This is a genomic window from Flavobacterium sp. CBA20B-1 (assembly GCF_028473145.1).
Taxonomy (GTDB): Bacteria; Bacteroidota; Bacteroidia; order Flavobacteriales; family Flavobacteriaceae; genus Flavobacterium.
Window position 1 is genome coordinate 2340812 of sequence record NZ_CP092370.1, and the last position, 24845, is coordinate 2365656.

General features: G+C 35.5%; 24 protein-coding genes and 1 tRNA gene. 13 read left to right on the forward strand and 12 right to left on the reverse strand.

All coding sequences use genetic code 11. The annotated features are described in order from the left end of the window. The 11 genes from mraY to MG290_RS11505 all read left to right on the forward strand — a co-directional run bounded on the left by mraY (position 1) and on the right by MG290_RS11505 (position 12107). On the forward strand, positions 1-1209 hold the full coding sequence (mraY, locus tag MG290_RS11455; RefSeq protein WP_257499982.1) for a phospho-N-acetylmuramoyl-pentapeptide-transferase: 1209 nt from the start codon (positions 1-3) through the stop codon (positions 1207-1209). Position 1210: 1 nt separating this feature from the next. Then, on the forward strand, positions 1211-2542 hold the full coding sequence (gene murD, locus MG290_RS11460) for a UDP-N-acetylmuramoyl-L-alanine--D-glutamate ligase (RefSeq protein WP_264561418.1): 1332 nt from the start codon (positions 1211-1213) through the stop codon (positions 2540-2542). Between the two features lie 5 nt (positions 2543-2547). Then, positions 2548-3819 carry an FtsW/RodA/SpoVE family cell cycle protein gene (locus MG290_RS11465; RefSeq protein WP_264561419.1) on the forward strand — a complete coding sequence of 424 codons (1272 nt, stop codon included), beginning with the start codon at positions 2548-2550 and terminating at the stop codon, positions 3817-3819. Between the two features lie 3 nt (positions 3820-3822). Further along, the gene (murG, locus tag MG290_RS11470; RefSeq protein WP_264561420.1) at positions 3823-4917 is read left to right on the forward strand and encodes an undecaprenyldiphospho-muramoylpentapeptide beta-N-acetylglucosaminyltransferase; all 1095 of its coding nucleotides are present in this window, start codon (positions 3823-3825) and stop codon (positions 4915-4917) included. A gap of 3 nt (positions 4918-4920) precedes the next feature. Continuing rightward, entirely contained in the window at positions 4921-5910 is a 990-nt protein-coding gene (locus tag MG290_RS11475; protein ID WP_264561421.1) for a virulence RhuM family protein, read from the forward strand. Positions 5911-5965: 55 nt separating this feature from the next. Further along, positions 5966-7321, forward strand: a complete 1356-nt coding sequence (murC, locus tag MG290_RS11480; RefSeq protein ID WP_264561422.1) for a UDP-N-acetylmuramate--L-alanine ligase — start codon at positions 5966-5968, stop codon at positions 7319-7321. 4 nt (positions 7322-7325) lie between these two features. Beyond that, positions 7326-8051, forward strand: a complete 726-nt coding sequence (locus MG290_RS11485; RefSeq protein WP_264561423.1) for a cell division protein FtsQ/DivIB — start codon at positions 7326-7328, stop codon at positions 8049-8051. Between the two features lie 6 nt (positions 8052-8057). Beyond that, positions 8058-9476, forward strand: coding sequence for a cell division protein FtsA (gene ftsA, locus MG290_RS11490; RefSeq protein WP_264561424.1), 1419 nt, complete (start codon positions 8058-8060; stop codon positions 9474-9476). Positions 9477-9495: 19 nt separating this feature from the next. After that, positions 9496-11481 (forward strand): cell division protein FtsZ, encoded by a 1986-nt coding sequence (gene ftsZ, locus MG290_RS11495; protein ID WP_264561425.1) that lies wholly within the window; start codon positions 9496-9498, stop codon positions 11479-11481. 92 nt (positions 11482-11573) lie between these two features. Beyond that, a complete protein-coding gene (locus MG290_RS11500; protein ID WP_264561426.1) occupies positions 11574-12023 on the forward strand; it encodes a GatB/YqeY domain-containing protein in 450 nt (149 codons plus the stop codon). Positions 12024-12035: 12 nt separating this feature from the next. Next, a tRNA-Arg gene (locus MG290_RS11505) sits at positions 12036-12107 on the forward strand. 257 nt (positions 12108-12364) lie between these two features. Here the strand turns inward: MG290_RS11505 and MG290_RS11510 are convergent. The 4 genes from MG290_RS11510 to MG290_RS11525 form a co-directional block, all read right to left on the reverse strand. Continuing rightward, on the reverse strand, positions 12365-13456 hold the full coding sequence (locus tag MG290_RS11510; protein WP_264561427.1) for a DUF2891 domain-containing protein: 1092 nt from the start codon (positions 13454-13456) through the stop codon (positions 12365-12367). A 144-nt stretch (positions 13457-13600) separates the two neighbouring features. Further along, positions 13601-14260 carry a leucyl/phenylalanyl-tRNA--protein transferase gene (aat, locus tag MG290_RS11515; protein ID WP_264561428.1) on the reverse strand — a complete coding sequence of 220 codons (660 nt, stop codon included), beginning with the start codon at positions 14258-14260 and terminating at the stop codon, positions 13601-13603. A gap of 349 nt (positions 14261-14609) precedes the next feature. Next, complete coding sequence (locus MG290_RS11520; protein ID WP_264561429.1) at positions 14610-15110, reverse strand: DUF3127 domain-containing protein; 501 nt, start codon at positions 15108-15110, stop codon at positions 14610-14612. Positions 15111-15113: 3 nt separating this feature from the next. After that, positions 15114-15992 carry a flavin reductase family protein gene (locus tag MG290_RS11525; protein ID WP_264561430.1) on the reverse strand — a complete coding sequence of 293 codons (879 nt, stop codon included), beginning with the start codon at positions 15990-15992 and terminating at the stop codon, positions 15114-15116. Positions 15993-16117: 125 nt separating this feature from the next. Here MG290_RS11525 and MG290_RS11530 point away from each other — a divergent pair, with 125 nt between their 5' ends. Beyond that, positions 16118-17260 (forward strand): sensor histidine kinase, encoded by a 1143-nt coding sequence (locus MG290_RS11530; RefSeq protein WP_264561431.1) that lies wholly within the window; start codon positions 16118-16120, stop codon positions 17258-17260. 121 nt (positions 17261-17381) lie between these two features. Here MG290_RS11530 and MG290_RS11535 read toward each other — a convergent pair whose 3' ends face one another. The 3 genes from MG290_RS11535 to greA form a co-directional block, all read right to left on the reverse strand. Further along, positions 17382-18227 (reverse strand): hypothetical protein, encoded by an 846-nt coding sequence (locus MG290_RS11535; protein WP_264561432.1) that lies wholly within the window; start codon positions 18225-18227, stop codon positions 17382-17384. Positions 18228-18291: 64 nt separating this feature from the next. Beyond that, positions 18292-18678 carry an HIT family protein gene (locus MG290_RS11540; RefSeq protein ID WP_264561433.1) on the reverse strand — a complete coding sequence of 129 codons (387 nt, stop codon included), beginning with the start codon at positions 18676-18678 and terminating at the stop codon, positions 18292-18294. Between the two features lie 12 nt (positions 18679-18690). Then, positions 18691-19167 (reverse strand): transcription elongation factor GreA, encoded by a 477-nt coding sequence (gene greA / locus MG290_RS11545; protein ID WP_257499884.1) that lies wholly within the window; start codon positions 19165-19167, stop codon positions 18691-18693. Between the two features lie 138 nt (positions 19168-19305). Between greA and MG290_RS11550 the strand changes: the two genes are divergently transcribed. Continuing rightward, complete coding sequence (locus MG290_RS11550) at positions 19306-19731, forward strand: hypothetical protein (protein ID WP_264561434.1); 426 nt, start codon at positions 19306-19308, stop codon at positions 19729-19731. A 61-nt stretch (positions 19732-19792) separates the two neighbouring features. Here MG290_RS11550 and MG290_RS11555 read toward each other — a convergent pair whose 3' ends face one another. The 5 genes from MG290_RS11555 to MG290_RS11575 all read right to left on the reverse strand — a co-directional run bounded on the left by MG290_RS11555 (position 19793) and on the right by MG290_RS11575 (position 24781). Continuing rightward, positions 19793-21970, reverse strand: a complete 2178-nt coding sequence (locus MG290_RS11555; protein ID WP_413614608.1) for a TonB-dependent receptor — start codon at positions 21968-21970, stop codon at positions 19793-19795. A 473-nt stretch (positions 21971-22443) separates the two neighbouring features. Beyond that, the gene (locus MG290_RS11560; protein ID WP_264561435.1) at positions 22444-22896 is read right to left on the reverse strand and encodes a hypothetical protein; all 453 of its coding nucleotides are present in this window, start codon (positions 22894-22896) and stop codon (positions 22444-22446) included. A 7-nt stretch (positions 22897-22903) separates the two neighbouring features. Beyond that, positions 22904-23569 (reverse strand): hypothetical protein, encoded by a 666-nt coding sequence (locus MG290_RS11565; protein ID WP_264561436.1) that lies wholly within the window; start codon positions 23567-23569, stop codon positions 22904-22906. 84 nt (positions 23570-23653) lie between these two features. Beyond that, positions 23654-24052 carry an alternative ribosome rescue aminoacyl-tRNA hydrolase ArfB gene (arfB, locus tag MG290_RS11570; RefSeq protein WP_264561437.1) on the reverse strand — a complete coding sequence of 133 codons (399 nt, stop codon included), beginning with the start codon at positions 24050-24052 and terminating at the stop codon, positions 23654-23656. 93 nt (positions 24053-24145) lie between these two features. Further along, positions 24146-24781, reverse strand: coding sequence for a 4'-phosphopantetheinyl transferase family protein (locus MG290_RS11575; RefSeq protein WP_264561438.1), 636 nt, complete (start codon positions 24779-24781; stop codon positions 24146-24148). Between the last annotated feature and the right edge of the window lie 64 nt (positions 24782-24845).

A 24845-nucleotide genomic window follows, 5' to 3' on the forward strand; every position in this document is an offset into this window, starting at 1 on the left:
ATGCTATACTACTTATTAAAATATTTAGACACCATGTTCGATTTTCCGGGATCGGCATTGTACCAATTCATCACCTTTCGCTCGGGTGTTGCGTTCATTATTTCCTTATTGGTATCCACTTTGTTCGGAAAAAGAATTATCAATTATTTACGCAGACAGCAAATCGGCGAAACCGTACGCGAATTAGGTTTAGAAGGTCAGAACGAAAAAGCAGGAACGCCAACAATGGGTGGTGTCATTATCATTATGGCAACGTTAATTCCGGTTTTATTGCTGGCAAAACTAGACAATATTTATGTGCTTGTTTTAATCCTCACAACCGTATGGATGGGTGTTATTGGCTTTTTAGACGATTACATAAAGGTTTTTAAGAAAGATAAAGAAGGTTTAAAAGGAAAATTTAAAGTAGTTGGACAAATTGGTTTGGGAATCATCGTTGGTGCAATTTTCTATTTTCACCCAAATGTTACCGTTCGCGACACGCCAAGCATTTTATTGGAAACCGATGTGGTGAGCAAGTTCGACATTAAATCAACTACTACAACTATTCCGTTTTTTAAAGATAATGAGTTTAATTACGGACAATTGATTTCGTGGATGGGCGACGGATACGAGAATTATGTATGGTTGATTTTTATTCCCATTGTAATCTTCATTGTAACTGCCGTTTCAAACGGCGCTAATTTAACCGATGGAATCGATGGTCTTGCTGCAGGAACATCAGCAATTACAGTAGTGGCTTTAGGAATTTTCGCCTTTGTTTCGGGAAATTTCATCTTTGCCAATTACCTGAACATTATGTATATACCCAATTCGGGGGAAATGACGGTTTTCATTGCTGCTTTTGTGGGGGCACTCGTTGGTTTTCTCTGGTACAATGCGTTCCCGGCACAAGTTTTTATGGGCGATACCGGAAGTTTAACCATTGGCGGAATCATCGCTGTTTTGGCAATTGCAGTGCGCAAAGAAATGTTGATTCCAGTTTTATGTGGAATTTTCTTGGCCGAAAACCTGTCGGTAGTTTTGCAAGTAAGTTACTTTAAATACACCAAAAAAAGATACGGCGAAGGCCGACGCATTTTATTAATGTCGCCTTTGCATCACCATTACCAGAAAAAAGGGTATCACGAAAGTAAAATTGTAACTCGTTTTTGGATTGTAGGAATCTTTTTAGCCATTTTCTGTGTGGTTTCATTAAAATTAAGATAATATGCGGTTGGTGATTTTAGGTGCAGGTGAAAGCGGTGTTGGAACAGCACTTTTAGGAAAAAAAGAAGGTTACGAAGTATTTGTTTCTGATTTTGGATCAATCAGTGAAAAGTATCAGCAAATATTGAACGATGAAAATATTGAATGGGAACATCAACAGCATACCGAAAGCAAAATTTTAAATGCCGATGTGGTTGTGAAAAGTCCGGGAATTCCTGATAAAGCATCCATCGTAAAAAAATTGCATGAAAAAGGCATTAAGGTCATTTCCGAAATAGAATTTGTGTATCAATTTGCAAAAAACACATCAATCGCAATTACGGGCAGCAACGGTAAAACCACCACCACCATGCTAACCTATCATTTGTTAAAACAAGAAGGATTGAATGTGGGCTTGGCAGGAAACATTGGCGAAAGCTATGCAAAACAAGTGGCTTTGCATCCCGAGAAAATGTTTGTGTTGGAATTGAGCAGTTTTCAGTTAGATGGAAATATCGATTACAACCCGCATATTGCAGTGATTACAAATATCAGCCCAGATCATTTAGATCGATACGACTATAAATACGAAAATTATATTGCATCAAAATTTCGTATCACAATGAATCAAACCGAAAAAGATTATTTGATTTATGATGCAGACGACGAAGCCATCGATAATTGGTTAAAAAATAATAAAACAAAAGCACAACTGGTTCCTTTTTCGCTTACAAAAAAATTTGAAACAGGTGCCTATTTAGAAGATAACAACATTACAGCAATGATAAACAACGAACAAATAACTGTACCTGCAAACGAAATTGCAATAGAAGGTAAACACAACTTAAAAAATGCTATGGCTGCCACTTTAGTTGCGCAAATGATGCGTGTACGCAAACAAACAATTCGCGAAAGTTTATCTAATTTTCAAAATGCAGAGCATCGTTTAGAAAAAGTTGCAAAAATTAATAAAGTACAATACATCAACGATTCAAAAGCAACCAATGTAAACGCCACATATTTTGCTTTAGAAAGTATGACTGCACCAACCGTTTGGATTGTGGGCGGAGTGGACAAAGGAAATGACTATGACGAGTTAATGACTTTTGTAAACGAAAAAGTGAAAGCTATTATTTGCTTGGGTATCGACAATTCTAAAATTATTGATGCTTTTTCACCGATTGTTGACGTGATTTACGAAGCCGCATCTATGAATGAAGCGGTGCGATTAGCCGCAAATGTTTCTGAAGAAGGCGATACGGTTTTATTGTCACCAGCTTGTGCAAGTTTTGATTTATTTACAAGCTACGAAGACCGTGGCACACAATTTAAGAACGAAGTAAAAAAATTATAATTAAAATGAGAAAGTTATTATCCCAATTTCAAGGCGATAAAGCTATATGGGCGTACGTTGTGCTACTTGCCCTGTTCTCGTTTATGCCGGTTTTTAGCGCAAGTACCAACTTGGTGCATGTTGTTGGAACAGGTTCTATAGTGGGATTGTTGTTTAAACACTTCGGTCACATATTCGTGGGGATTGTAATCATCTTTTTTGTGCATCGCATTCCTTTTGATCGATTAAAATATATTGCACCCGTAGCATGGATTCCCGTTTCGGGTTTGCTATTAATTACCGCAGCACAAGGAATGATGATTGGCGGAGCAAATGCCAGCCGTTGGTTAAAAATTCCGTTGTTAAACATTTCTTTTCAACCTTCCTCATTAGGCTGGATTGCATTAATAGCATATGTTGCTTGGTTTTTATGGCGATTTGCCGATGAAAAATACACGTTTGCCTGGTCGCTTCTTTGGTTGGGCGCTCCGGCATTGTGCATCATTGGGCCCATATTGCCATCGAATTTATCAACCGCTGCTATTATCTTATTCACCATTGGTTTGTTGTTGTTTGTAGGAAAATATCCTATGAGATACATGACCAAAATCATTACAGCAGGTGCCATTGCTTTGGTTCTTGCAATTGGAATGTTCAAGGCATTTCCGGATATGGCTCCATCGCGCTACAAAACTTGGGAAGCACGTTTTAGTAGATTTGGTTCGGAAGATAAAGACGAAGACCGTTATCAGATCGAAAACGCTAAAATTGCCATTGCTCAAGGGCAAATGTTTGGTGTTGGTCCCGGTAAAAGTGTTCAGAAAAACTTTTTGCCGCAATCGTCGTCCGATTTTATTTATGCCATTATTGTAGAAGAATTTGGTTTTTTGGGCGGAATTTCTATATTGATTGTTTACATATTATTACTCTTCCGCTTTTTAGTTGTGAGCAACAAAGCACCCAATTTGTTTGGAAAATACTTAGCCTTTGGATTAGGATTTTCGATCATTTTCCAGGCGTTTATCAACATGGGCGTTGCGGTTGAAATTTTCCCTACAACAGGTCAGCCACTTCCTTTAGTTAGCTCTGGAGGAACATCAATTTGGATGACGTGTGTATCATTAGGGATTATTCTAAGTATATCTCGAAAAGAAGAACAAGTAAAGCAACAATTGGCAGATCAACAACGAAAACAAGACGAATTTAAACGCGTTTTAGAAGAACAACAGGCAGAAGACGAGTTAAAGAATGAAAACGATTCGGACAGCAATCCGATTTATGCAGTTTTAAACAAATAAATTATGAAACCAAATCCAAGATTCATTATTAGCGGCGGCGGTACAGGCGGACACATTTATCCGGCAATTGCTATTGCAAACGAAATTAAGGCACAGATTCCTGCTGCCGAAATTTTATTTGTGGGCGCACAAGATAAAATGGAAATGCAGAAAGTGCCTGCGGCGGGTTATAATATCAAAGGATTATGGATTTCAGGCATTCAAAGAAAAATTACGGTTGACAACGCCCTTTTTCCGGTTAAATTTTTATCAAGCTTACTAAAATCGCGCAAAATCATCAAAGAATTTAAACCCGATGTGGTGATTGGAACCGGCGGTTTTGCAAGTGGTGCAGTCGTTAAAGTGGCGCAGCAAATGAATATTCCAACGGTGATACAAGAACAAAATTCGTATCCGGGAATCACCAATAAAATGCTGGCAGCAAAAGCAAACGCAATTTGTGTGGCTTATGACGGATTATCGACTTATTTTAAATCGAACAAAATTATTAAAACAGGAAATCCCGTTCGTCAGGATCTATTAACGATTGATAGCAAACGAAGCGAAGCACAAGAATTTTACGGATTAAATCCCAACAAAAAAACTGTCGTTATTTTAGGCGGAAGTTTGGGTGCTCGCAGAATAAACCAATTGGTAGAAAAAGAATTAGCATTTTTCAAAGAGCAAAACATTCAGTTAATCTGGCAGTGTGGTAAATTTTACATCAACGATTACAAAAAACACCACAACAACGAAGATGTTTTTGTGTACGATTTTATAGAACGAATGGATTTGTTGTTCGCAGCAGCCGATGTGATTGTTTCGCGCGCCGGAGCATCATCAGTTTCAGAACTGGCAATTGTTGGTAAACCTGTAATTTTTATTCCGTCGCCAAATGTTGCTGAGGATCATCAGACAAAAAATGCCAAAAGCATTACCGATAAAAACGCAGCCGTTTTGTTGAAAGAAACCGATTTAGATAGTCAGTTTCAAGAGCAAATGCTACGCTTGTTAACAAACAATCAGGTTGCCGAAGCATTGTCAAAAAATATTAAAATATTGGCATTACCAAATGCTACAAAAGATATAGTAAAAGAAATTTTTAAGTTGGTTAAGTAAATTATGAAACCAAAAGATATTTTATTGTTTAATAGCATCGACCAAAAAGTCAATATTTCTGTTCATTTTCAGAACGGAACCTTTTGGCTTACGCAAAAAACAATGGCAGAATTGTTTTCAGTGGGTATCCCGGCTATTAGCAAACATTTAAAAAATATCTTTGAAAGTGAAGAATTAAAAGAGCATTCAGTTATTTCCAAAATGGAAACAACTGCCAAAGACGGTAAAGCTTATGAAACCAATTTCTACCGTTTAGAAGCAGTTTTGGCAGTTGGTTACAGAGTAAATTCTATTCAAGCAACCGAGTTTAGAAAATGGGCAACACAAACGTTGAATGAATTTATCATCAAAGGTTTTGTAATGGACGATGAACGGTTGAAGCAAGGTAAAAATTTCGGACAAGATTATTTTGATGAGCTTTTAGAGCGAATTCGCGAAATTCGTTCAAGTGAACGCAGATTTTATCAAAAAATAACCGATTTGTATGCATTAAGCAGCGATTATGATAAAAGTAGTGCACAAACCAAAAGCTTTTTTGCAATGGTTCAAAATAAATTGCATTGGGCAATTACAGGAAAAACAGCTGCCGAAATTATTTATAGCGAAGCCGACGCCACCAAATTGTATATGGGGTTAAAAACGTGGAAAGATGCACCTGAGGGAAAGATTTTGAAAAGTGATGTTTCAGTTGCCAAAAATTATTTGTCGCATGAACACATTACTGAATTAAACAGAATTGTTTCTGCATATTTAGATTTGGCAGAAAATAACGCTCAAAGAGGAATTGCTTTTAACATGCAACAATGGACCAAATTTTTGGACAGCTTTTTAGAGCTTTCCAATTATCCGATTCTAAACGACAAAGGAAAGATAACAATGCTTGAAGCAAAATTAAAAGCAGAAAGCGAATATGATAAATTTCGAGTAGTACAAGATAAATCTTATCAAAGTGATTTTGATAAATTGATTAAGGAAATAAAAAAAAATAATTAGCATTACCAAGTGCTACAAAAGATATAGTAAAAGAAATTTTTAAGTTGGTTAAGTAATGAATTTAAAAGACATACATAATGTATTCTTTATAGGAATCGGCGGTATTGGCATGAGTGCCATTGCCCGATACTTTAAGCGTATAGGTAAAAACGTTGCCGGTTACGACAAAACACCTACGCAGTTAACGCACGAGTTAGAAGCCGAAGGTATTGCCATTCATTACACCGACGATTTAGAAAATATTACAGCAGATTATCAAAATACCAAAGACACATTGGTGGTTTATACTCCGGCTGTTCCAAAGCATCATGCCGAACTTAATTATTTTCAGAATAAGGGTTTTGCGGTTAAAAAACGTGCCGAAGTGTTGGGTATCATCACACAGAACAGCTTTTCGTTAGCGGTTGCAGGTACACACGGAAAAACAACCACATCGAGTATTTTGGCGCACATTTTGGTTGCTGCAAATGCTCCTGTTACCGGCTTTTTGGGCGGAGTTGTGGAAGGATACGATACTAATTTAATTGGTAACGGAACAGATGCTACGGTTGTAGAAGCCGATGAGTTTGATCGCTCTTTTTTACACCTACATCCAAATATTGCTTGTGTAATTTCAGACGATGCCGATCATTTGGATATTTACGGCACCAATGATGCCATTAAATCATCGTTTGTAGAATTTGCATCAAAAATCAGCGATAAAGACAAATTGTTTATCGCACAAGGAATTGAAAACATCAACGGTACAGAAGTTTCGGTAAACGGAACGGCGGTTATCAATGCTTATAATTTACGATTCGAAAACGGTAAACGCGTTTTTGATTTAGATTTTAAGGGCGAAAAAATTACCGATATAAGATTGTTAATGCCTGGCGAACACAATGTTTTGAACGCTTCATTGGCATTTGCAATGGCGAAAACTTATGGTTTAAGCAACGAAGAAATTAAATCGGGCTTAGACAGTTTTAAAGGAATCCGTCGTCGTTTTTCTTTTAAAATCAATACCGAAAAATTAGTGATGATTGACGATTATGCGCATCATCCAACAGAAATAAAAGCAGTAAGCCAAGCCGTTCACGAAATGTATCCAAATAAGAAGATTACAGCCGTGTTTCAGCCCCATTTATTCTCTAGAACTAGAGATTTTATGGATGGTTTTGCAGAAAGTTTATCAACATTCAACAATATAGTTTTGCTTGAAATCTACCCAGCACGCGAGTTGCCGATTGAAAACATCAATTCTGAAGTGTTGATAAATAAGATAAATTCGCCTAATAAAATTTTGTTGCCTAAAGAAGATTTAGTATCTTTTTTAACCGAAAATATACCAGAAGTTCTTTTAATTATCGGTGCTGGCGACATAGGCGAAATGGTAGAAGAAATTAAAAAAGAATTAGAAAAAAATAATTGAAAAAATGATTAAAAAAATCAATTGGTTCGATGTATTTTTGGCGTTTGTAATTGCCGCCTTGTTTGCTTTGGTAGCCTTTGCTAACAACAGAAACAACGCACGCTACATTGAACAGATTGATGTGAAATTGTTAAGTTCTAACAATCACTTTATTACGCAAGAAATGGTGAAAAATACAATAGTTCAAACTTTTCCTCGCGATTCAAAAATAATAAATAGTGAATTGAACTTAAACAGCATAGAAAACAAACTGAACAAACACCCAATGATTGCAAAATCGGAAGTTTTTGTTGATGTAGATGGCAAATTACATGCACAAGTAACCCAAAAAACAGCCATGGCAAGGGTTATAAACGGCAATCAATCATACTATATCGATGAAAACGGAGATAAAATGCCTTTGTCGCAGCAATTCAGCGCACATGTGCCAGTGGTATATGGAACGCTGAACCCAAAAAACAAAGCTGCTTTTGCCAAAATGCTGAATCAAATAAATGAGGACGCATTTCTAAAAACAGCCATCACAGGCATTAAAATAAATAATGACCAATCGCTTATTTTTACGGTACGCGATTACAATTATTTGATAGAATTTGGGCATTTAAAAGAAATTGAAAAAAAGTTTGACAATTACAAAGCTTTTGTACATTACTCAAAAAACGACACCCTTATTGGGCATTACAAAAACGTTAATTTACGATTTACAGAGCAAGTAGTTTGCACGAAATAAAAGGATATGAATAAAGAAAACATTGCAGTAGGATTAGATATTGGAACAACAAAAATTGTTGCAATGGTAGGTAAAAGAAACGAGTATGGAAAACTCGAAATTCTTGGTATTGGTAACGCAAAAAGTTTAGGTGTAAAACGTGGTGTGGTTAACAATATAACGCAAACCATACAATCAATTCAACATGCGGTGGCACAAGCATCAGCAGAATCAGGGTGCAAAATAAACGATGTGGTTTTAGGAATTGCTGGACAACACATTCGCAGTATTCACCACCAAGAATACATCACGCGTGACAAACCCGATACAGTGATTTCAGAATTAGACATCGACAAACTTATTGCACAGGTTCAAAAATTAAACATGCTACCCGGCGAAGAAATCATTCATGTACTTCCACAAGAATTCAAAGTAGATGAGGAAGGCGGCATAAAAGAACCCATTGGTATGTACGGCCGCCGATTAGAAGCAAGTTTCCATGTGGTAGTTGGTCAATCTGCATCGATCCGAAATGCGGGCAGATGTGTAAAAGACTCTGGATTAGAACTCTCTGGTTTAACGTTAGAACCTTTGGCATCATCAGACGCCGTTTTAAGCCAAGAAGAGAAAGAAGCAGGTGTAGCATTGATTGATATTGGTGGAGGAACAACCGATTTAGCCATTTTTAAAGATGGAATCATTCGCCATACAGCGGTAATTCCTTTTGGTGGAAATGTGATTACCGAAGATATTAAAGAAGGTTGTTCGATTATTGAAAAACAAGCCGAACAATTAAAAATACGTTTTGGATCAGCTTGGCCTGGAGAAAACAAAGAAAACGAAATTGTTTCAATACCCGGATTAAGAGGTCAGGAAGCAAAAGAAATTTCATTAAAAAACCTGTCTAAAATCATTCACGCCCGTGTGGTAGAAATCATTGACATGGTTTTCTCTGAAATAAAAGCCTATGGATACGACAATCCACGCAAAAAATTAATCGCAGGAATTGTATTAACAGGTGGCGGATCAGAACTAAAACATATTAAACAATTAGTAGAATACATCACTGGAATAGACACGCGAATTGGCTATCCAAACGAACATATTTCAGGCGAATCGGCTAAATTGGTTTCACGCCCATTATTTGCAACAGCAGTTGGATTGATGATGGAAAGCGACATTAATAATTCCCGAAGCCGTTTGTATGTGCAAGAGCATCCGGGTGTGAAAATTCAGCCAAAAACTGAACCTTTCAACAACACAAACGAAGCAAAAAACACTGGCATACAAATGAATACCATAACCGATAAACCACAGCATTCAGAACAAGAAACAAATTCTGAAGAACAAAATGATGTGGAACAAGGAACATCGGCCTATATTGAAAATCGTTTCCTTGGAAAATTTATAAAGAAGTTTAAAGATTTTATTGATAAAGCAGAATAAAAAGAAAGCACCAAAGTATATGGATCAAGTTTTTGAAAATTTAGCATTCTCTCCAGATTTGCCAAAAAACAAATCGAATGTAATCAAAGTAATTGGAGTTGGTGGTGGTGGTAGCAACGCCATAAACCACATGTATAATCAAGGTATAAACGGAGTTGACTTTGTAGTGTGCAATACCGATGCACAAGCATTGAACAACAGTCCCGTGCCAATTAAAATTCAGTTAGGTTTAACCTTAACAGAAGGTTTAGGTGCAGGTGCAAATCCTGAAGTGGGTCAGCAGTCAGCCTTGGAAAGTATCGAAGAGATTGAGCAAATTTTAGATACCAATACCAAGATGGTATTTATCACCGCCGGAATGGGCGGTGGTACCGGAACAGGAGCAGCACCCGTAATTGCACAATTGGCAAAAGACCGCGACATTTTAACTGTTGGTATTGTAACAATCCCTTTTCAATTCGAAGGAAAAGTACGCCAAGAACAAGCTTTACGAGGAGTGGAAAACCTACGCAAGAACGTAGATTCATTAATCGTAATTAACAATAACAAATTACGCGAAGTTTACGGAAACCTTGGTTTTAAAGCTGGTTTCTCTAAAGCAGATGAAGTTTTAGCTACTGCTTCGCGCGGAATTGCAGAAGTAATTACCCACCACTACACCCAAAATATCGACTTAAAAGATGCAAAAACCGTATTGTCTAATTCGGGTACAGCAATCATGGGGTCGGCAGAAGCAAGTGGTGAAAACCGTGCAAAGGAAGCAATTGTTAGCGCTTTAGATTCTCCGTTATTAAACGATAATAAAATTACTGGAGCTAAAAATGTATTGTTGTTGATTGTTTCTGGTGAAAATGAAATCACGATTGATGAAATTGGAGAAATCAATGACCACATTCAAATGGAAGCTGGTCACAACGCAAATATTATTATGGGTGTTGGTGAAGATCCAAATTTAGGTGATGCCATTTCGGTAACAATCATTGCTACGGGGTTTAATGTGGAACAACAAAAATTGATTGTTAACGCAAACGACGAAAACAAAAATAAAATCATTCACCATTTGGGCGAAGAACAAAAAGCTACGGCAGATTTGTTGGGAAACCAAGCGCCTGTGTTTAACAACACGCCATCGCCAGAGCAACCGTTGCAAAGCAATCCCACATTTTCATCGGCTCCTAAAATCGTTTACAATTTAGACGATGACATGGGAAACCAACAAAATGATATTGAAAAAAAAACAATAGTTCAAACTCAAACCCCTAATTCAGTTGAAAATCACGCTGCAGTTGCCTCACCGAGCAGTGAAATTACTGCACAGCAACCACAGCCGGTTCAACCAGAAGCAGCTCAGAATGTTGTAAAAACAGTAGATATTCGTAATATTGTTGTAAACGAACCAACATTTGTAATTGTGAAACCAAAACAAGTTGTTACCGAAACGCAAGCAATTGCAAATGAACAATTTAGTTTCGATTTAAAGCAACAGCAAGATGCATTTGAATCGAACCAACAAGAATTTTCGTTTGAAATACAAAAACCTGTTGAATCTGCCCCTCAAAATAAGAGCGATGAAAACGAAATCATTCGTTATGATTTAAGTGATTATATGGAAGTGGAAGACCAACTTTTAGGTTCAAAACAAACCGAAGAACCAGTGAAAGAAGAGGATGCATTCTCATTTACTGTTCGCACGGAAGAACCATCTGTAACACCAACGAGAGTGATTGTTGATGAAAATGCATCGCCAATGGAAACCTCTATTAACGATATTTTGCGCGAGCGTGCAGAAGAACGCAAACGCAAAATGAAAGAGTTTAACCATAAATTTAATACAGCTAGCAACCAAATAAACGATTTGGAGAAAGAGCCGGCATACAAAAGAATGGGAGTAGATTTAACTCAAAACCCTGCAAACAATGTTTCTAGAACTTCGGTTTCATCAGACAGAAACAATGATGTGCAATTGCGCTCAAACAATTCGTTTTTGCACGATAATGTTGACTAATTAAATTAGGATTATATTTACCTCAACCTCAAAAAGAGTCGTTCTTTTTGAGGTTTTTTTCATTATATTTGCAGCTATTAAATACAATCAAGATGAGCTTACAAACAAATATAACCGCCGCTTTAAAAGAAGCAATGAAAGCAAAAGACCAAGTAGCTTTAGAATCATTGCGCGCTATAAAATCAGAACTTTTATTAGCTCAAACATCCGGAGCCGATACAGCATTTACAGAAGCCGAGGAAATAAAACTACTTCAAAAATTAGTGAAACAACGCAAAGATGCTGCGGCAATTTTTATCGAACAAAACCGCACCGATTTAGCTGAACCCGAATTGGCACAAGCAGCTATTATAGAGCAATTTTTACCTGCACAGCTATCAGAAAGCGAAGTAGAAGCAGTGGTAAAAAGTATTATAGCAGAAGGCAACTTTATCGGAATGGCAGCAATGGGACAAGTAATGGGCTTGGCAAATGCTAAATTAGCAGGATCAGCCGACGGAAAAACGATATCAACGATCGTTAAAAAGCTATTAACAGCTTAGTTTTGATTACAAGTCTTCGTAGTTCAAAGGATAGAATGTCAGATTCCGGTTCTGATGATGTGGGTTCGAATCCCGCCGAAGACACTTTTTTTCAAAGAAATTCACAAAAAACAAAAAAACTTAATCTAGATTAAGTTTTAAAATGCCAACACTGCCTATCTTTGTGGCTCATAAGTGTTTTTTTTGGTTAATAAGAGAGGGCAAACTAGATTATCTATCTATTGCCCTCTTTTTCTTTTTTAATACTTGTTGATTTTATAAATGGGGAATACATACTAAATGATTTGTGCTTAATATATTTTCACTCTGAAACTCATCCCTATAATCACTTAAAAAACAGCTTACTCCGCATCCAACGCTTGCAACGCAAAACTTCCCAACCAATGACTTCCCATATAATCATCGTTTGATATGTTTGGAAAAGCAGCATTAAAATGCTTTTCGGCGATTGGTCTTAAATGATTTAGTTCAGGTAACACTTTTGCGATTTGAAACAAACAAGTTGCTCTGCTAAAGTTCAAACCGTCTAAATGCACCAAATGTCCGTCGGTTCTATCAGAAACTTTTCCGACTTCTAAATCAAAGTTCTTATCAAATAAAGGATACAAAAAAACTTGAAGCCACTTCTTATACTCTGTCTTCTCTAAAACTTTACTCATTAACCAAGCTTCTTGCAAACAAGGCGATAAAAAATCATGACCGCTTGGTTCATACGCAATTGGGCAGTTTGTATCGTTCGTGTACAATTCTTTTGCTTTTGCCATAATAGCATCCTTTAGCTTATTATTTCCGACAGTTTCGGCATATTCCAAGCTCAACGCCATTCCAAATGCAGTGTTGTCGTGTGTTCCTGTTCTGATTGGGTAATTTAATTTTGGCAGGTATTCCAAATATCTTTCAACAAAAACATTTTCCAACGGTTGCAGTGTTTGATACCATTGTTGTGCTTTTGGGTTGTCTTTCCATGTATATAATTCTTCCTGCAATTTAAAAAACCATGCCCAACCATAGGTTCTTTCGAAATTTTTATTGTGTGGTTGATCGAAAAAAGATTTTTCTATCGCTACATTTTCATTGGTAAATACTTTTGTTAGCAAGCGGTCGATTGTTTTGTCTTGATCTAATTCCGGGAATTGCTTGACTAACTTCACTACCGACCAATAACCATGAGCCGATGAATGCCAATCGAAACAACCATAAAAAATGGGACGCAACTGTTTGGGAGATTTCAATTCTTCTGATGACTTTAAAACCTGTCCCAGTTTATTTGGATATTCCACTTCTAAACAATGCAACGGAAGCGCAATGATTTTTTGTGCTTCGGCTAGTTCTAATTTAAATTTAGAATTTTTGTTTGTTTCTTCTTTATAAGGTGACTTTTTGCAAGAAAATAAAAGAAAAATAACGATGTAAGTTAGATATTGTATTTTCATATTTAATTTAATTTAGATAGATACGATATAGCGCTTTTTATCATTGTTTCATTATTAAAGTAAGCTTTTATTGATTTGTTTGCTTTTCTTCCAAACAGCATTTCATTTTTGAGATTGTAAAGAAAATTATTAAGAAGTGATTTCTTATTTTTCATAAACAACCTTTAACTGCTTGTTTAAAATTTGCATAAATAACTCGCGTGGAATTTCCTCGGCACCCAATTGTGCCAAATAATCATTGTAAACCTGGCAATCTATCAATTGATAATTCTCGGTTTTTAATTTTTGAGTCAATGCAATAAACGCCATTTTGGAAGCATTTGATACTTTAGAAAACATACTTTCTCCACAAAAAATATGTCCTAAATCAATACCATATAAACCGCCAACCAGTTCATTATCCTGCCAAACTTCAACCGATTTTGCATAACCCATTTCGTGTAATTTAATATAGGCTTGCAGCATATCATCTGTGATCCAAGTACCTAATTGACCGCTGCGTTTTATTTGCTGGCAGTTTGTAATTACGTTTTCAAAAGCAGTGTTGAACGTGGTTTTAAAAATATTTCTATTGAGGATGTTTCGAGTTGATTTTGATATTTTTAATTGGTTTAAAAACAATACCATTCGCTCTTCAGGTGCAAACCATGTAATTTCTTCTCCGTCTTCAAACCAAGGGAAAATACCGTTTTTGTAAGCCAAAATTAGTCGTTCGGAGGATAAATCTCCACCAAAAGCCACAATGCCCGATGAATGGGCGGTTTCCACATTTGGGAAATAGAGTTCTTTGGTAAGTTTGTACATTTAATAAGATATTTGAAACCACATAGTCCACATAGCTTTTACCACAGATTCACAGATGTATATTTAATAATTACCTTTAACCCGTTGGATGTAATTCAAAATAATTAAAAATTAATCACATAGACGAATAGAATTATAACTAACTGTTAAAGATAGGGTAGGAAATTTATTATTTTTCATATAGTTTCTATGCGAAAAGTAAAACGCCTATCATAATCTTTTAAGAACATAAGAAAAATCTGTGCATCTGTGGCAATAATTTTCAATGCTTCAAGCTTCTATGTGGTTAAGATTAAAAAAATCCCGGTTATAAATGTAACCAGGATTTAAAATTATTGTTTTTGCATTATTAAAACGGCAAATCGTCTTCTGCTTCTTCGTTTTGATTAAAATTCGGAGCAGGAGGAAAGCCTGAATTATTGTTGTTTGCATAACCACCACCTTGGTTTTCAAAAGGATTTGGCTGCCCTTGTCCTTGCTGTGGTTGCTGGCCGTAACCTTGTTGTGGTGGTGCGTAACCACCGCCTTGAGGTGCGCCATAACCTTGTTGTGGTTGGTTGTAAGCAGGTTGTTGCATTTGCGGACGATCTATCCTCCAGCCACGAAGTGATGTGAAATAACGTGTTTCACCTTGCGGATTTACCCATTCTCTACCTTGTAAATTAATGCCTACACGCACTAGCTCTCCCAATTGAAAAGTGTTCAATAAATCACATTTATCTTGCGTGAATTCAATTAAAATATGTTGCGGATATTGCTCTTCGGTTGTTACAACCAATTCTCTTTTTCTGAATGTTGGACTTACATCTTGTACAGGTCCAATTACTTTAATTCTTCCTAAAACTTCCATTTGTTATATTTTTGCTGCTAAAATTGTTTTCCAAGCCGATGTTACATCATTTTCACTTAAAAATTCTTTAGCTTTTTTATAAATTAATTCGTTGTTTTTCTCGTTGCTCCAATTTTTTATTTGAACATGTTCTTTTAAAAATGCATCAATCTCACTTTCAGTAGGTAAAACCTCTACATTTCCTAAAATTCCCAAATCATTTCCTGCAAATATACCACTTTTTTTGGCATCTTCGGGTATGGCATCAACGCCAATTCCTAAAGTGGTTAGTGGTTTTTCTACTTCGAACATTCCCGGTGTGGCACGTGTGTACCAATTGCCTCCCATGCGGGCAATTAAGTCGATTTTATGTTGATCGATTCCGCCTTTGCCATCTAAAACAGCTTCCGAAATATGAATTTTCACAACTTCGCAAATAATCATGTTTCCGGCACCACCTTGATCACCCAACGCAATAATATCATTTACTTTACATTCTAATTGTACCGGACTTTCGGCTACGCGAAACGGTTTCACCACATCTGAAGGCAGTTTTGTAAAGCCCGACTTTATAAATTCGTCCACCCCGTCGCCATATTCTGTAGAAGATAACGAAAGCTGCTGCACCATATCGTAATTTGCAATGTTTATAACCACTTCTTTAGTAGCTTCACAGTTTAAAAGAGTGTGTTTTACGGTATTGTTTCGAACCCTACGCGCCGGTGAGAAAACCACAATCGGCGGATTAGAGCTAAAAATATTAAAAAAACTAAAAGGCGATAAATTGGGTGTTCCGTCTTCGCTTATCGTACTGGCAAAAGCAATAGGGCGAGGGCCGATAGCACCTTGCAAATATGCTTGAACTTGTACCGGCGTTAAATCGGTGGGATGAATGCTGAACATAACTTAAAATTGGTTTCAACAAATATAAGTATTGCATGGAAAATTTTTGGTTCATTTTTCAAAATATTATTAACAAAATAACGTTTTAAAATAGTATCTTGCTTAGCATATTTCAAATTTTTTGCATGTCTATACTTAAAAGAAGTTTGTACACCCGTTGGTTTCTCTTGATTTTTTCGCTGGGAATTTTAATTTTAATTCTTTGGAATACGTATTTGCTTTTCCAGACATTTAAACATGAAGAACGTGTGAAAATGGAAATTTGGGCAGAAGCTAGTAAAAGTATGATTAACACAGATAAAAATAGTGTTGATTTACCTTTGGCAGTTTTAAGTGGAAATACAACTATTCCTGCAATTCTTACTACAAAAACAGACAGTATTATTAGCCACTATAACTTACCAGAAGAAGTTGAAGATGATTTGAAATTACAACATAAATTTTTAAATGATTTAAAAAAAGAAAACGCTCCTCTTGAAGTAAGATTTTTAGATGAAATTCAATATGTTTATTACGGCAACTCATCATTAATCACCAAATTAAAATATTATCCTTTGGCTTTGGTGGCTATTTTGGTTTTGTTTGGTTTGCTGGTTTACAGTTATTTTCGTACCAGTAGAATATCTTCTGAAAACAAGTTGTGGGCAGGTATGGCAAAAGAAACCGCACACCAAATCGGAACGCCGCTTTCTTCGTTAATGGGATGGATCGAAATCATGAAATTAGAAGAAATAGATGCGAATATTGTAGAGGAGGTGCAGAAAGATGTAAATCGTTTGCAGACAATTGCCGATCGTTTTTCAAAAATTGGATCCGAACCCAATTTGGAATTGTTGAATATTGTGACCGAAACAAAAAAATCATTTGATTATTTGCAATCGCGCAGTTCTAAACAAATCGATTTTGACTTTGAAACCAATACCGATGTGGTAAACTTAATGCTGAACCCCACTTTGCACAGTTGGACAATTGAAAACCTTGTGAAAAACGCTATTGATGCCATTAAAGGTAAAGGAAAAATTAAGGTTGAAATTAAAAATAGCGATGCTTTTATTCATATTTTAGTAACCGATACCGGTAAAGGAATTCCCAAAAGCCAATTCCGAAAAATATTTGAACCGGGTTTTTCTACCAAAAAGCGTGGTTGGGGATTGGGACTTTCGCTCACGCAACGCATTGTTGAAAAATATCACAAAGGAACAATCCGCGTTTTAAAATCTGAAATAGGCAAGGGAACAACTTTTTCTATTCAGTATAAGAAAATTTAGAAAACTTTTACACAGTTAAAGTCATGGTAAGGTTGTCAAAATACGTTCAGAAAGTGCTGCCGGTCTTATTAAAACTGTTTTTCTGTTTTTTAGGATGATTTGTTTTGGTTCAAATTTCATTTTATTCTTCTTGCTCTGATTCATCTGCTTCATTTGCTATTTTTTCAACAGCTTCCATTGTCATTATTTCATAGGTATTGTCGTGAATCATCCACATATTTAGATAATTTTTAGAAACTACTATATGATTTTTCCATGAGGTGTATTTTCCATACAACATTAAAGTACAAACATCGGTTGGTGTTAAAAAATCGCCTGTCTCTGGTAAATGTGAATGCATAGTAGATTCCACTTCTTGTTCATGATCATCAAATTCAATAGGAATAATATTTTGATGAAGGCTTTTTTTACTTATTAGTTCATTCTTTTTATTAAATGTTAAAAGATAATCGTTTCCAAAAATAACCACACCACTTATTGCCGGTCCGGTTAATACATAAACCTTATTTATATCTTTCTCGATTAAAGGAATTAAATTGTATTTAGTGTTATTGTAATGTTTAAATAAAACAGTATCATTTTCTATAACCTTTTGAGCACTTTTTCTTAAAAGATAAATCTCGTTTTCATTGCTTTTGAAGTTTCGTTCTGTTAAATCTATAATCGCCTTATCTAAATCAAATTGATCATTATTAAATGTAACGGTTCCAATCACTTTTGGATTATGGTCGTTTGAATAAAAAGTACAAATATTGTTATTGTTTTCAGCATAGGAAAAATAGCCGCCAATTCGGTCTTTTGTTGGATACTGCGCAATGAACAAATCGGTTCCATGCCATGATGCCATTTCAGAATTGTACAGTTTAATTCCTTCTTTTTTTATTTCATTTATTTGTTCTTCTGCCGATTTTTGGGCATATAGGTTTATGCATGCTAGCAATGTAAGTAAATAAGTGATTTTTTTCATAAAGATTATTTTTAAGGTATCTAAAATACAAAAAAATCCCTTTGAAATTTCAAAGGGATGCATTTTATAAATTCGCTGCTATTTTTTGGGCAGTTTCTTCAAATTCATCTTTTGTTAGTGCCGCTTTTCGCTGAAAACGCATATCGTCCATATCTTGTAACGGAATTAAATGCACATGCACATGAGGAACTTCTAAACCAACAACTGCAACACCTACACGCTTGCAAGGAACAGCTTTTTCAATTGCTTGTGCCACATCATACGAAAATTCCATTAAACGCGTATATAAACCTTTTTCCATTTCAAAAATCTTATTGATTTCTTGCTTGGGCACGCACAGTGTATGTCCTTTTGCATTGGGGTTTATGTCTAAAAAAGCAATAAACTCATCGTTTTCTGCTACTTTGTATGATGGAATTTCTCCGTTGATGATTTTTGTGAAAATACTCATGTTTTGTCGGAATTAATCTCTAGTGATTTCTAAAATTTCAAATTTCAAAGTGCCATTTGGTACGCTGATTTCAGCAATTTCGCCAACCGATTTGCCCAACAACCCTTTTCCAATAGGTGAGGTAACCGAAATTTTCCCGGCTTTTAAATCGGCTTCGCTTTCTGCAACCAATTTATATTTAATCTCCATTCCGTTGGTTTGGTTTTTAATGCGAACAGTAGATAACACCAATACTTTAGAGGTGTCTAACTGCGATTCGTCAATTAAACGAGCGTTTGCCAAAACTTCTTCCATTTTCGCAATTTTTAGTTCTAACAAACCTTGTGCTTCTTTGGCAGCATCGTATTCTGCATTTTCAGACAAATCGCCTTTGTCGCGTGCATCTGCAATTGCCTGTGAGGCTTTTGGACGTTCCACGCTTTTTAAATGCTCAACTTCATCTCTTAATTTCTTTAAGCCTTCTGCGGTGTAATAGGATACGTTACTCATTTTCAATTCAATTTATAAAACAGAAAAAATCCCATACATACGGGATTTTGTTTCTTATGCGTTTATTATGTTAATATTTGTTACATTTTTATATAGGTCAAAGTTAAATAATTAAATTTGTTTTTCAAATGTTTTGTAATGAAAAAATTGTTTACTGTAATAATTGGGGCTGCATTTGCTTTGAGTGCTTGTTCGAAAGATGAATGGGATACCCGAAACCCATATTTACCTGAAATTGCGGTGAATGTACCTATAAATACGGCTTTGCCCACTTATAATAAATTGCAATATCCAGGCAATGCCGTGTATGTGTCGGGTTATGGTATTAATGGTTTTTTTGTGATTAATACCGGAACAGGTATTCGGGCTTTTGAAGCTACTTGCGCGAACCATGCCATTAATGGTTGTTCAAAATTAACGTTGAATGGGGTGGAAGCTACTTGTGGTTGTTCAGATGCTTTGATTTATAATTTATATTTGGGTTTAGCTACAACCGAAGCGCAATATCCACTCAAAGAATATAGGGTGATGCAAAGCGGAACTATTCTGAATGTTTATAATTAAATAAAACGAGCACCATTAAAAGATGCTCGTTTTTGGTTGTTGATTATTAAGGTTGATTAGACTAAAATTTAAGGGTTACACCACCCAGAATGTTGAATTGTGCTTGCGGATAGTATCCTGCGCCTTCTCTGGTTATTATATTGCCAGGATTCGACCAATCGTCATCATAGGTGTAATAATACCCGTTTGAAATATATTTTACGTTAAAAATATTATTTGCCAATAAATTGAAGGAAACCGATTGAAACCATTTTTTTAAAGGCATTTCATACACCACATTGATATCGTTTGTTAGGTACGAATCTAACTTTGATGCATCGGAATCGGTGTTCCCCATATATTGTTCGCCCACAAATTTGGTAAGCCATGTAAGGTTTAATTGCTTAACGGGAGAAAAAGTTAAGGCATTCCCCACGATTACGTTGGGCGAAAACGATATGTTGGTGTTTCCTAAATGTACCAGCGAACCATCTATTTGTGCTTTGTAATCGATGTTTTTATTGGAACTTAAAGTAATATTTGGGTTTATCAACCATTTCGGAGCAAATTGCCACGAACCATCTATTTCAATTCCCAAGCGGTAGCTGTTACCGCTGTTTTCACGCAAAGCTGCACCAACATCGTTCAAAGCACCTGTTAAAACCAATTGATCTTTGTACAACATATAATATCCGTTTACGTTTACCGCCAATTTTTGTGAAGCATATCTCCATCCTAGTTCAAAATCATTCAATTTTTCGGGGCGCGGATTGCCGTTTTCATAATCGCTGCGATTTGGTTCGCGATTTGCTCTCGCATACGAAAAATAAGCACTGCTGGAATCGTTCATTTTATAGGTGATACCTGCTTTTGGGTTAAAGAAATTAAAGGTGTCGTTTACCAAACCTGTTTCGTTTCCGTTGGCTTTATACGCCACATTGCGCAACTGTAAATCTCCGAATAAAATCCATTGTTCGTTAAAGATATAACTGGCTTTTAAAAAACCATTGACATCATTTTTGGTAGAATAATCGCTGTAATATTTTTGTTTAAATTGATTGATTGGCTGGCTGCGCACCCACAAAACTTCTCCAAAATGATCGTTCTCGTATCTGTTTGCCGCACCACCAAAAAGCACTTCCAAATTGTCTTTGTTGTACTGAGCAGAAAAGGTAACCCCGTAGAATTGATTATCCAAGTATTTTCTGCGGATCAAATCAGATGATTCGTTGGTTTCGTCATTTACGGCAATAGGCAATATGTTATAATCGGCAAGATCTTCATCTACCTTATAATTTTCAAAATAACCGAAACCTTTGGTGTAATGAACCGCCACATTGGAATTCCAATTGCTGTTCCATTTTTCGTTCCAATGTAGCTGGTAATGGTCTTGTTTGTAATTATCGGTTTCGTTATCATAAAACTGCATATTGCCTTCATTGTCATAATACATGCCCGAAGTGTTAAATCGGCGACCGTATTTGTCAATATCTTTTTGCTCTAAACCATTCCAAGCTTGATACGTTTTTTCGTTTCCGCCAAAAACCAATGCTTTCAACAATGTACCTTCGTTAATAAAAGTTCCTTGTAAAAAGTACGAGTTCAGTTTAGATGATGCGCGATCAATGTATCCGTCTGAATACAAATTTGACAAACGCCCCGTTAATTCAAAGGTGTTGTTTACCAATCCGGTACTGAATTTCGCCGTATGTTTTCTTGTGTTGAAACTTCCGATTGAGTTAGCAATTTCGCCATTGGCATCATACGAAAACTTATCGGTCAATAAGTTTAAACTTGCTCCAAAAGCACCCGATCCGTTGGTAGATGTTCCCACACCGCGCTGTAATTGCAGATTCTCCACACTTGAAACAAAATCGGGCATGTTTACCCAAAAACTTCCGTGCGATTCGGCATCGTTGTATGGAATACCGTTAATGGTTACGTTGATACGCGTACCATCGCTACCACGAACTCGAATTCCGGTATAGCCCACGCCGTTACCGGCATCGGTAGTTGTAACAACCGACGGCATAAAGTTCATTAAAACAGGAATATCCTGACCCAAATTGCGTTTTGCCAGTTCTTCTTTGCTTAAATTGCTATAAGCGATAGGTGTTTTGTTGGTTGCGCGAACGGCTTGTACCAAAACTTCATCTAAAGTTTCCGATGAAATAGTGTCGTTCTTAGTGTTGGTTTGCGTTTGTGCCTGCATGGAAATTGCCGAAAGACAAAAACCTGCAAACAAAAAATGAGTTTTCATTCGTAAAAATAATTTTACAAATAAAAGGGGCATTTATTTTGTTTCGATTAATAAAAATGTTTTCGTTACGAACAGCAACTTATGCGTGCACTCATAAAGTGTATTGTTCCTTTCCCTTGGCAGCATTACCTGCCCAGGTTCAACGGGTATGATCTCAGCCGTACGGCACCCCTTTGAGACGATGCAAAGATAATTCTTTTTTTGAGAAGAAAGAGAAAAGATTATAGAAAAAAGACGAACTATTAGAAGGCAGCACCTTGTAACCCTTTTTTCTTTTGATTAAAATGTTTTCGTTCTTCTTTTAAAGTAATTTGTTTTTTTTCATCGGTTAATTTTTCATTATTTTAATACTTGCAACAGCAATTTCGTGCTGTACTTGTAAACGCATTAATGTTTGTTTTGGAGCTTTTGAATGATTGTGCATAGATTTTAATTGAGGATTAATTGGAAGAATGATAATAAAAAAAGAACTATCAAAAGATAGTTCCTAATTGAATTCTATTAGCTACTGTGCTCATTATAAGTTTTGAATCATATTTCTTATTTAACTCACTAAATAATGTATTTGATTCTTTTTTTGCCTCTAAATCATATTCCGCAAGTTTAAATGCTTTTAAAATTGCGGCTTTAGCTTCAGACTTTGACGCAAATGTAGTTTTGGAAAAATTTTCATCTAACCACGAGTCAAGGTTATCTAACGATTTAATATCTAACCACCTTTTTGCTTTTGTTTTTGAAGCAATATCTTTTGTTATGATTTGATATTCTCTATAGTTATCAGATGATATATATTTTTTGTAAGCATCTTCATATTTTATGTATAATTCATCTTTTAAAATATCTGTATTTTGTGCAAATGAATTATTTGAAAATGTTATAAAAACAAATACTAAAGAGAGTTTTAAAATTAAATTACTTAATCTCATTTTATTCTTATTTTGTTATACAATCTTTAAAGGCGCTATCGCAATTATCTCTTCCTATTTTTAATGCAACTTCTGCCATAACATAGTTATTATGCGCATCTCTAGATGATATACTGCCGTCCTTTTGTGCCTGTAAAGTTTCTTTCATGCTTTTGGCATATTGACTAGTAACATCATCATTGCAACTTTTATAGTCTTTTTCACAATCTGCATTAGCTGTTCTATTTGAACCAAACCATGTACCGAAATATCCTTCTAATATTGTTAGGTCTGTAGCTAAAACAAGATCTTTAAACTTTACATATGAAGGTGTTCCTTTTAATGTAGCTATTAAGTTTAATAAATTTGTCTTTTTTGAACTAAATTGAGTATAACTTGAGAAATTTGTTAAATGTAAATTATTGTTAACATAACTTTCTAACTTTTCCATTGAATTTATATCACTTAAAGAACCTTTGTAATTTAAAAGCGATGTAAAATCAGATACCGCTTCATCATAAACGATATATTCTTGTGAGTTAATATATTCTTCAAAAATAGAATTGTTTTCATCAGATTTTAATCCAAGAACTGTTTTTGTTTCATTTTTGGAATTAGAGTTTTCTAATTGATTATCAGTCGAGCATGAGATGAACGTTGTTGTTAATAAGCCCAAGATAAAAATTTTTTTCATAAAATTTAAATTAAATATTAATTGTTTTTACAAAAATAAAAAATTATAAAAAAACATGAAATAACATAAATGTGTTAAATTGAATTAAAACCTAAACTTTCTATTCTCTTTTTTATCGGCGTTGTGTTGTTTGTCTTCCAAACGTTTTTTAATTACCGCTTTTGGTATTTTAGTGGCAATGCGTTTTTTGTCTTTCTTCAACGCATTTTCTAATAACATAAATAAGCGTTGAGTACACAATTCTTTGTTTTTAAGCTGACTGCGGGTTTCGCCACATTCCACCAAAATAAAACCTTCTTTGGTAATGCGGTTGGCTAATTTTTCGGTCAACGTTGCTTTTTCATCGGCAGTTAAGCCATTGCTTTGCTCCACAAAAAACTGAATCTGCACTTTAGTAGCCACTTTGTTTACATTTTGTCCGCCGGCACCCGAACTGCGCACGGCTTTGTATTGTATTTCGGTTTGTATAATTTCTTTATTCATAGTTTTTTGTTTTTGCCAAAGATTCACGGATTATATATGTAAATAAAATCAAATTGATTACTCAATTATCTGTGTATCTGTGGGAAAGAAAAATCATTCATTTTCTAAGGCGTAAACTAAAGTATAATTTTCAAATGTTTCAAAATGAAACATAAATTTACAACCAAAATTTAATTCTTTGCAATCAATCAAAGCAGTGCCTTGATTGGTGTTTTTAGTAAAATCTTGAATGTGCATGTCTTGCTTAAAGCTCAAACTGCGTGAATTGCACATTTTGTACAAAGCTTCTTTTGCTCCCCAAATCACGCTTAAATTTTCCTTATAATTCCTATCGATATTCAAGAAACTGCTTTCAGATCCAATAAACTTATCGGCAATTTTAATGATCTTTTCGCGCTGTTTTTCCAGATCAATCCCAACATTTTGAGAGCTGATAATAATCGCAGAAAAATCATACGAATGGGTGATAGAAATATACTTTCCATCTGCCAAACTCGGCTTTCCGTTGGTATCGTAATTCAAATCAAAATCAGTATAACCGGCTTCCATCAATAATTTTCTCACGCTTAAAAAACCTTTGCGGTGTTGTTCAGAAAGCATTCCGTTCAACCTATGCAAATGTTTGTCTTGCAATTGAATAGTAGCATTCAAAGCAGCTTCGGTTTCTGAAATTTTCCAAACAAATATTTGAGTATCAGAGTTGTGAACAATGGTTTTATACAAAGGCATATAATAAGGTTTATGATTTCATTTGCATTGATTTAAAATGAAATGCGTAAATTTGCATGAATTT

What these genes read in the sequence shown, in the direction of transcription:
- mraY (WP_257499982.1), top strand. Translation starts at nt 1, where the DNA reads ATGCTATACTACTTATTAAAATATTTAGACACCATGTTCGATTTTCCG.
- murD (WP_264561418.1), top strand. Translation starts at nt 1,211, where the DNA reads ATGCGGTTGGTGATTTTAGGTGCAGGTGAAAGCGGTGTTGGAACAGCA.
- MG290_RS11465 (WP_264561419.1), top strand. Translation starts at nt 2,548, where the DNA reads ATGAGAAAGTTATTATCCCAATTTCAAGGCGATAAAGCTATATGGGCG.
- murG (WP_264561420.1), top strand. Translation starts at nt 3,823, where the DNA reads ATGAAACCAAATCCAAGATTCATTATTAGCGGCGGCGGTACAGGCGGA.
- MG290_RS11475 (WP_264561421.1), top strand. Translation starts at nt 4,921, where the DNA reads ATGAAACCAAAAGATATTTTATTGTTTAATAGCATCGACCAAAAAGTC.
- murC (WP_264561422.1), top strand. Translation starts at nt 5,966, where the DNA reads ATGAATTTAAAAGACATACATAATGTATTCTTTATAGGAATCGGCGGT.
- MG290_RS11485 (WP_264561423.1), top strand. Translation starts at nt 7,326, where the DNA reads ATGATTAAAAAAATCAATTGGTTCGATGTATTTTTGGCGTTTGTAATT.
- ftsA (WP_264561424.1), top strand. Translation starts at nt 8,058, where the DNA reads ATGAATAAAGAAAACATTGCAGTAGGATTAGATATTGGAACAACAAAA.
- ftsZ (WP_264561425.1), top strand. Translation starts at nt 9,496, where the DNA reads ATGGATCAAGTTTTTGAAAATTTAGCATTCTCTCCAGATTTGCCAAAA.
- MG290_RS11500 (WP_264561426.1), top strand. Translation starts at nt 11,574, where the DNA reads ATGAGCTTACAAACAAATATAACCGCCGCTTTAAAAGAAGCAATGAAA.
- MG290_RS11510 (WP_264561427.1), bottom strand. Translation starts at nt 13,456, where the DNA reads ATGAAAATACAATATCTAACTTACATCGTTATTTTTCTTTTATTTTCT.
- aat (WP_264561428.1), bottom strand. Translation starts at nt 14,260, where the DNA reads ATGTACAAACTTACCAAAGAACTCTATTTCCCAAATGTGGAAACCGCC.
- MG290_RS11520 (WP_264561429.1), bottom strand. Translation starts at nt 15,110, where the DNA reads ATGGAAGTTTTAGGAAGAATTAAAGTAATTGGACCTGTACAAGATGTA.
- MG290_RS11525 (WP_264561430.1), bottom strand. Translation starts at nt 15,992, where the DNA reads ATGTTCAGCATTCATCCCACCGATTTAACGCCGGTACAAGTTCAAGCA.
- MG290_RS11530 (WP_264561431.1), top strand. Translation starts at nt 16,118, where the DNA reads ATGTCTATACTTAAAAGAAGTTTGTACACCCGTTGGTTTCTCTTGATT.
- MG290_RS11535 (WP_264561432.1), bottom strand. Translation starts at nt 18,227, where the DNA reads ATGAAAAAAATCACTTATTTACTTACATTGCTAGCATGCATAAACCTA.
- MG290_RS11540 (WP_264561433.1), bottom strand. Translation starts at nt 18,678, where the DNA reads ATGAGTATTTTCACAAAAATCATCAACGGAGAAATTCCATCATACAAA.
- greA (WP_257499884.1), bottom strand. Translation starts at nt 19,167, where the DNA reads ATGAGTAACGTATCCTATTACACCGCAGAAGGCTTAAAGAAATTAAGA.
- MG290_RS11550 (WP_264561434.1), top strand. Translation starts at nt 19,306, where the DNA reads ATGAAAAAATTGTTTACTGTAATAATTGGGGCTGCATTTGCTTTGAGT.
- MG290_RS11555 (WP_413614608.1), bottom strand. Translation starts at nt 21,970, where the DNA reads ATGAAAACTCATTTTTTGTTTGCAGGTTTTTGTCTTTCGGCAATTTCC.
- MG290_RS11560 (WP_264561435.1), bottom strand. Translation starts at nt 22,896, where the DNA reads ATGAGATTAAGTAATTTAATTTTAAAACTCTCTTTAGTATTTGTTTTT.
- MG290_RS11565 (WP_264561436.1), bottom strand. Translation starts at nt 23,569, where the DNA reads ATGAAAAAAATTTTTATCTTGGGCTTATTAACAACAACGTTCATCTCA.
- arfB (WP_264561437.1), bottom strand. Translation starts at nt 24,052, where the DNA reads ATGAATAAAGAAATTATACAAACCGAAATACAATACAAAGCCGTGCGC.
- MG290_RS11575 (WP_264561438.1), bottom strand. Translation starts at nt 24,781, where the DNA reads ATGCCTTTGTATAAAACCATTGTTCACAACTCTGATACTCAAATATTT.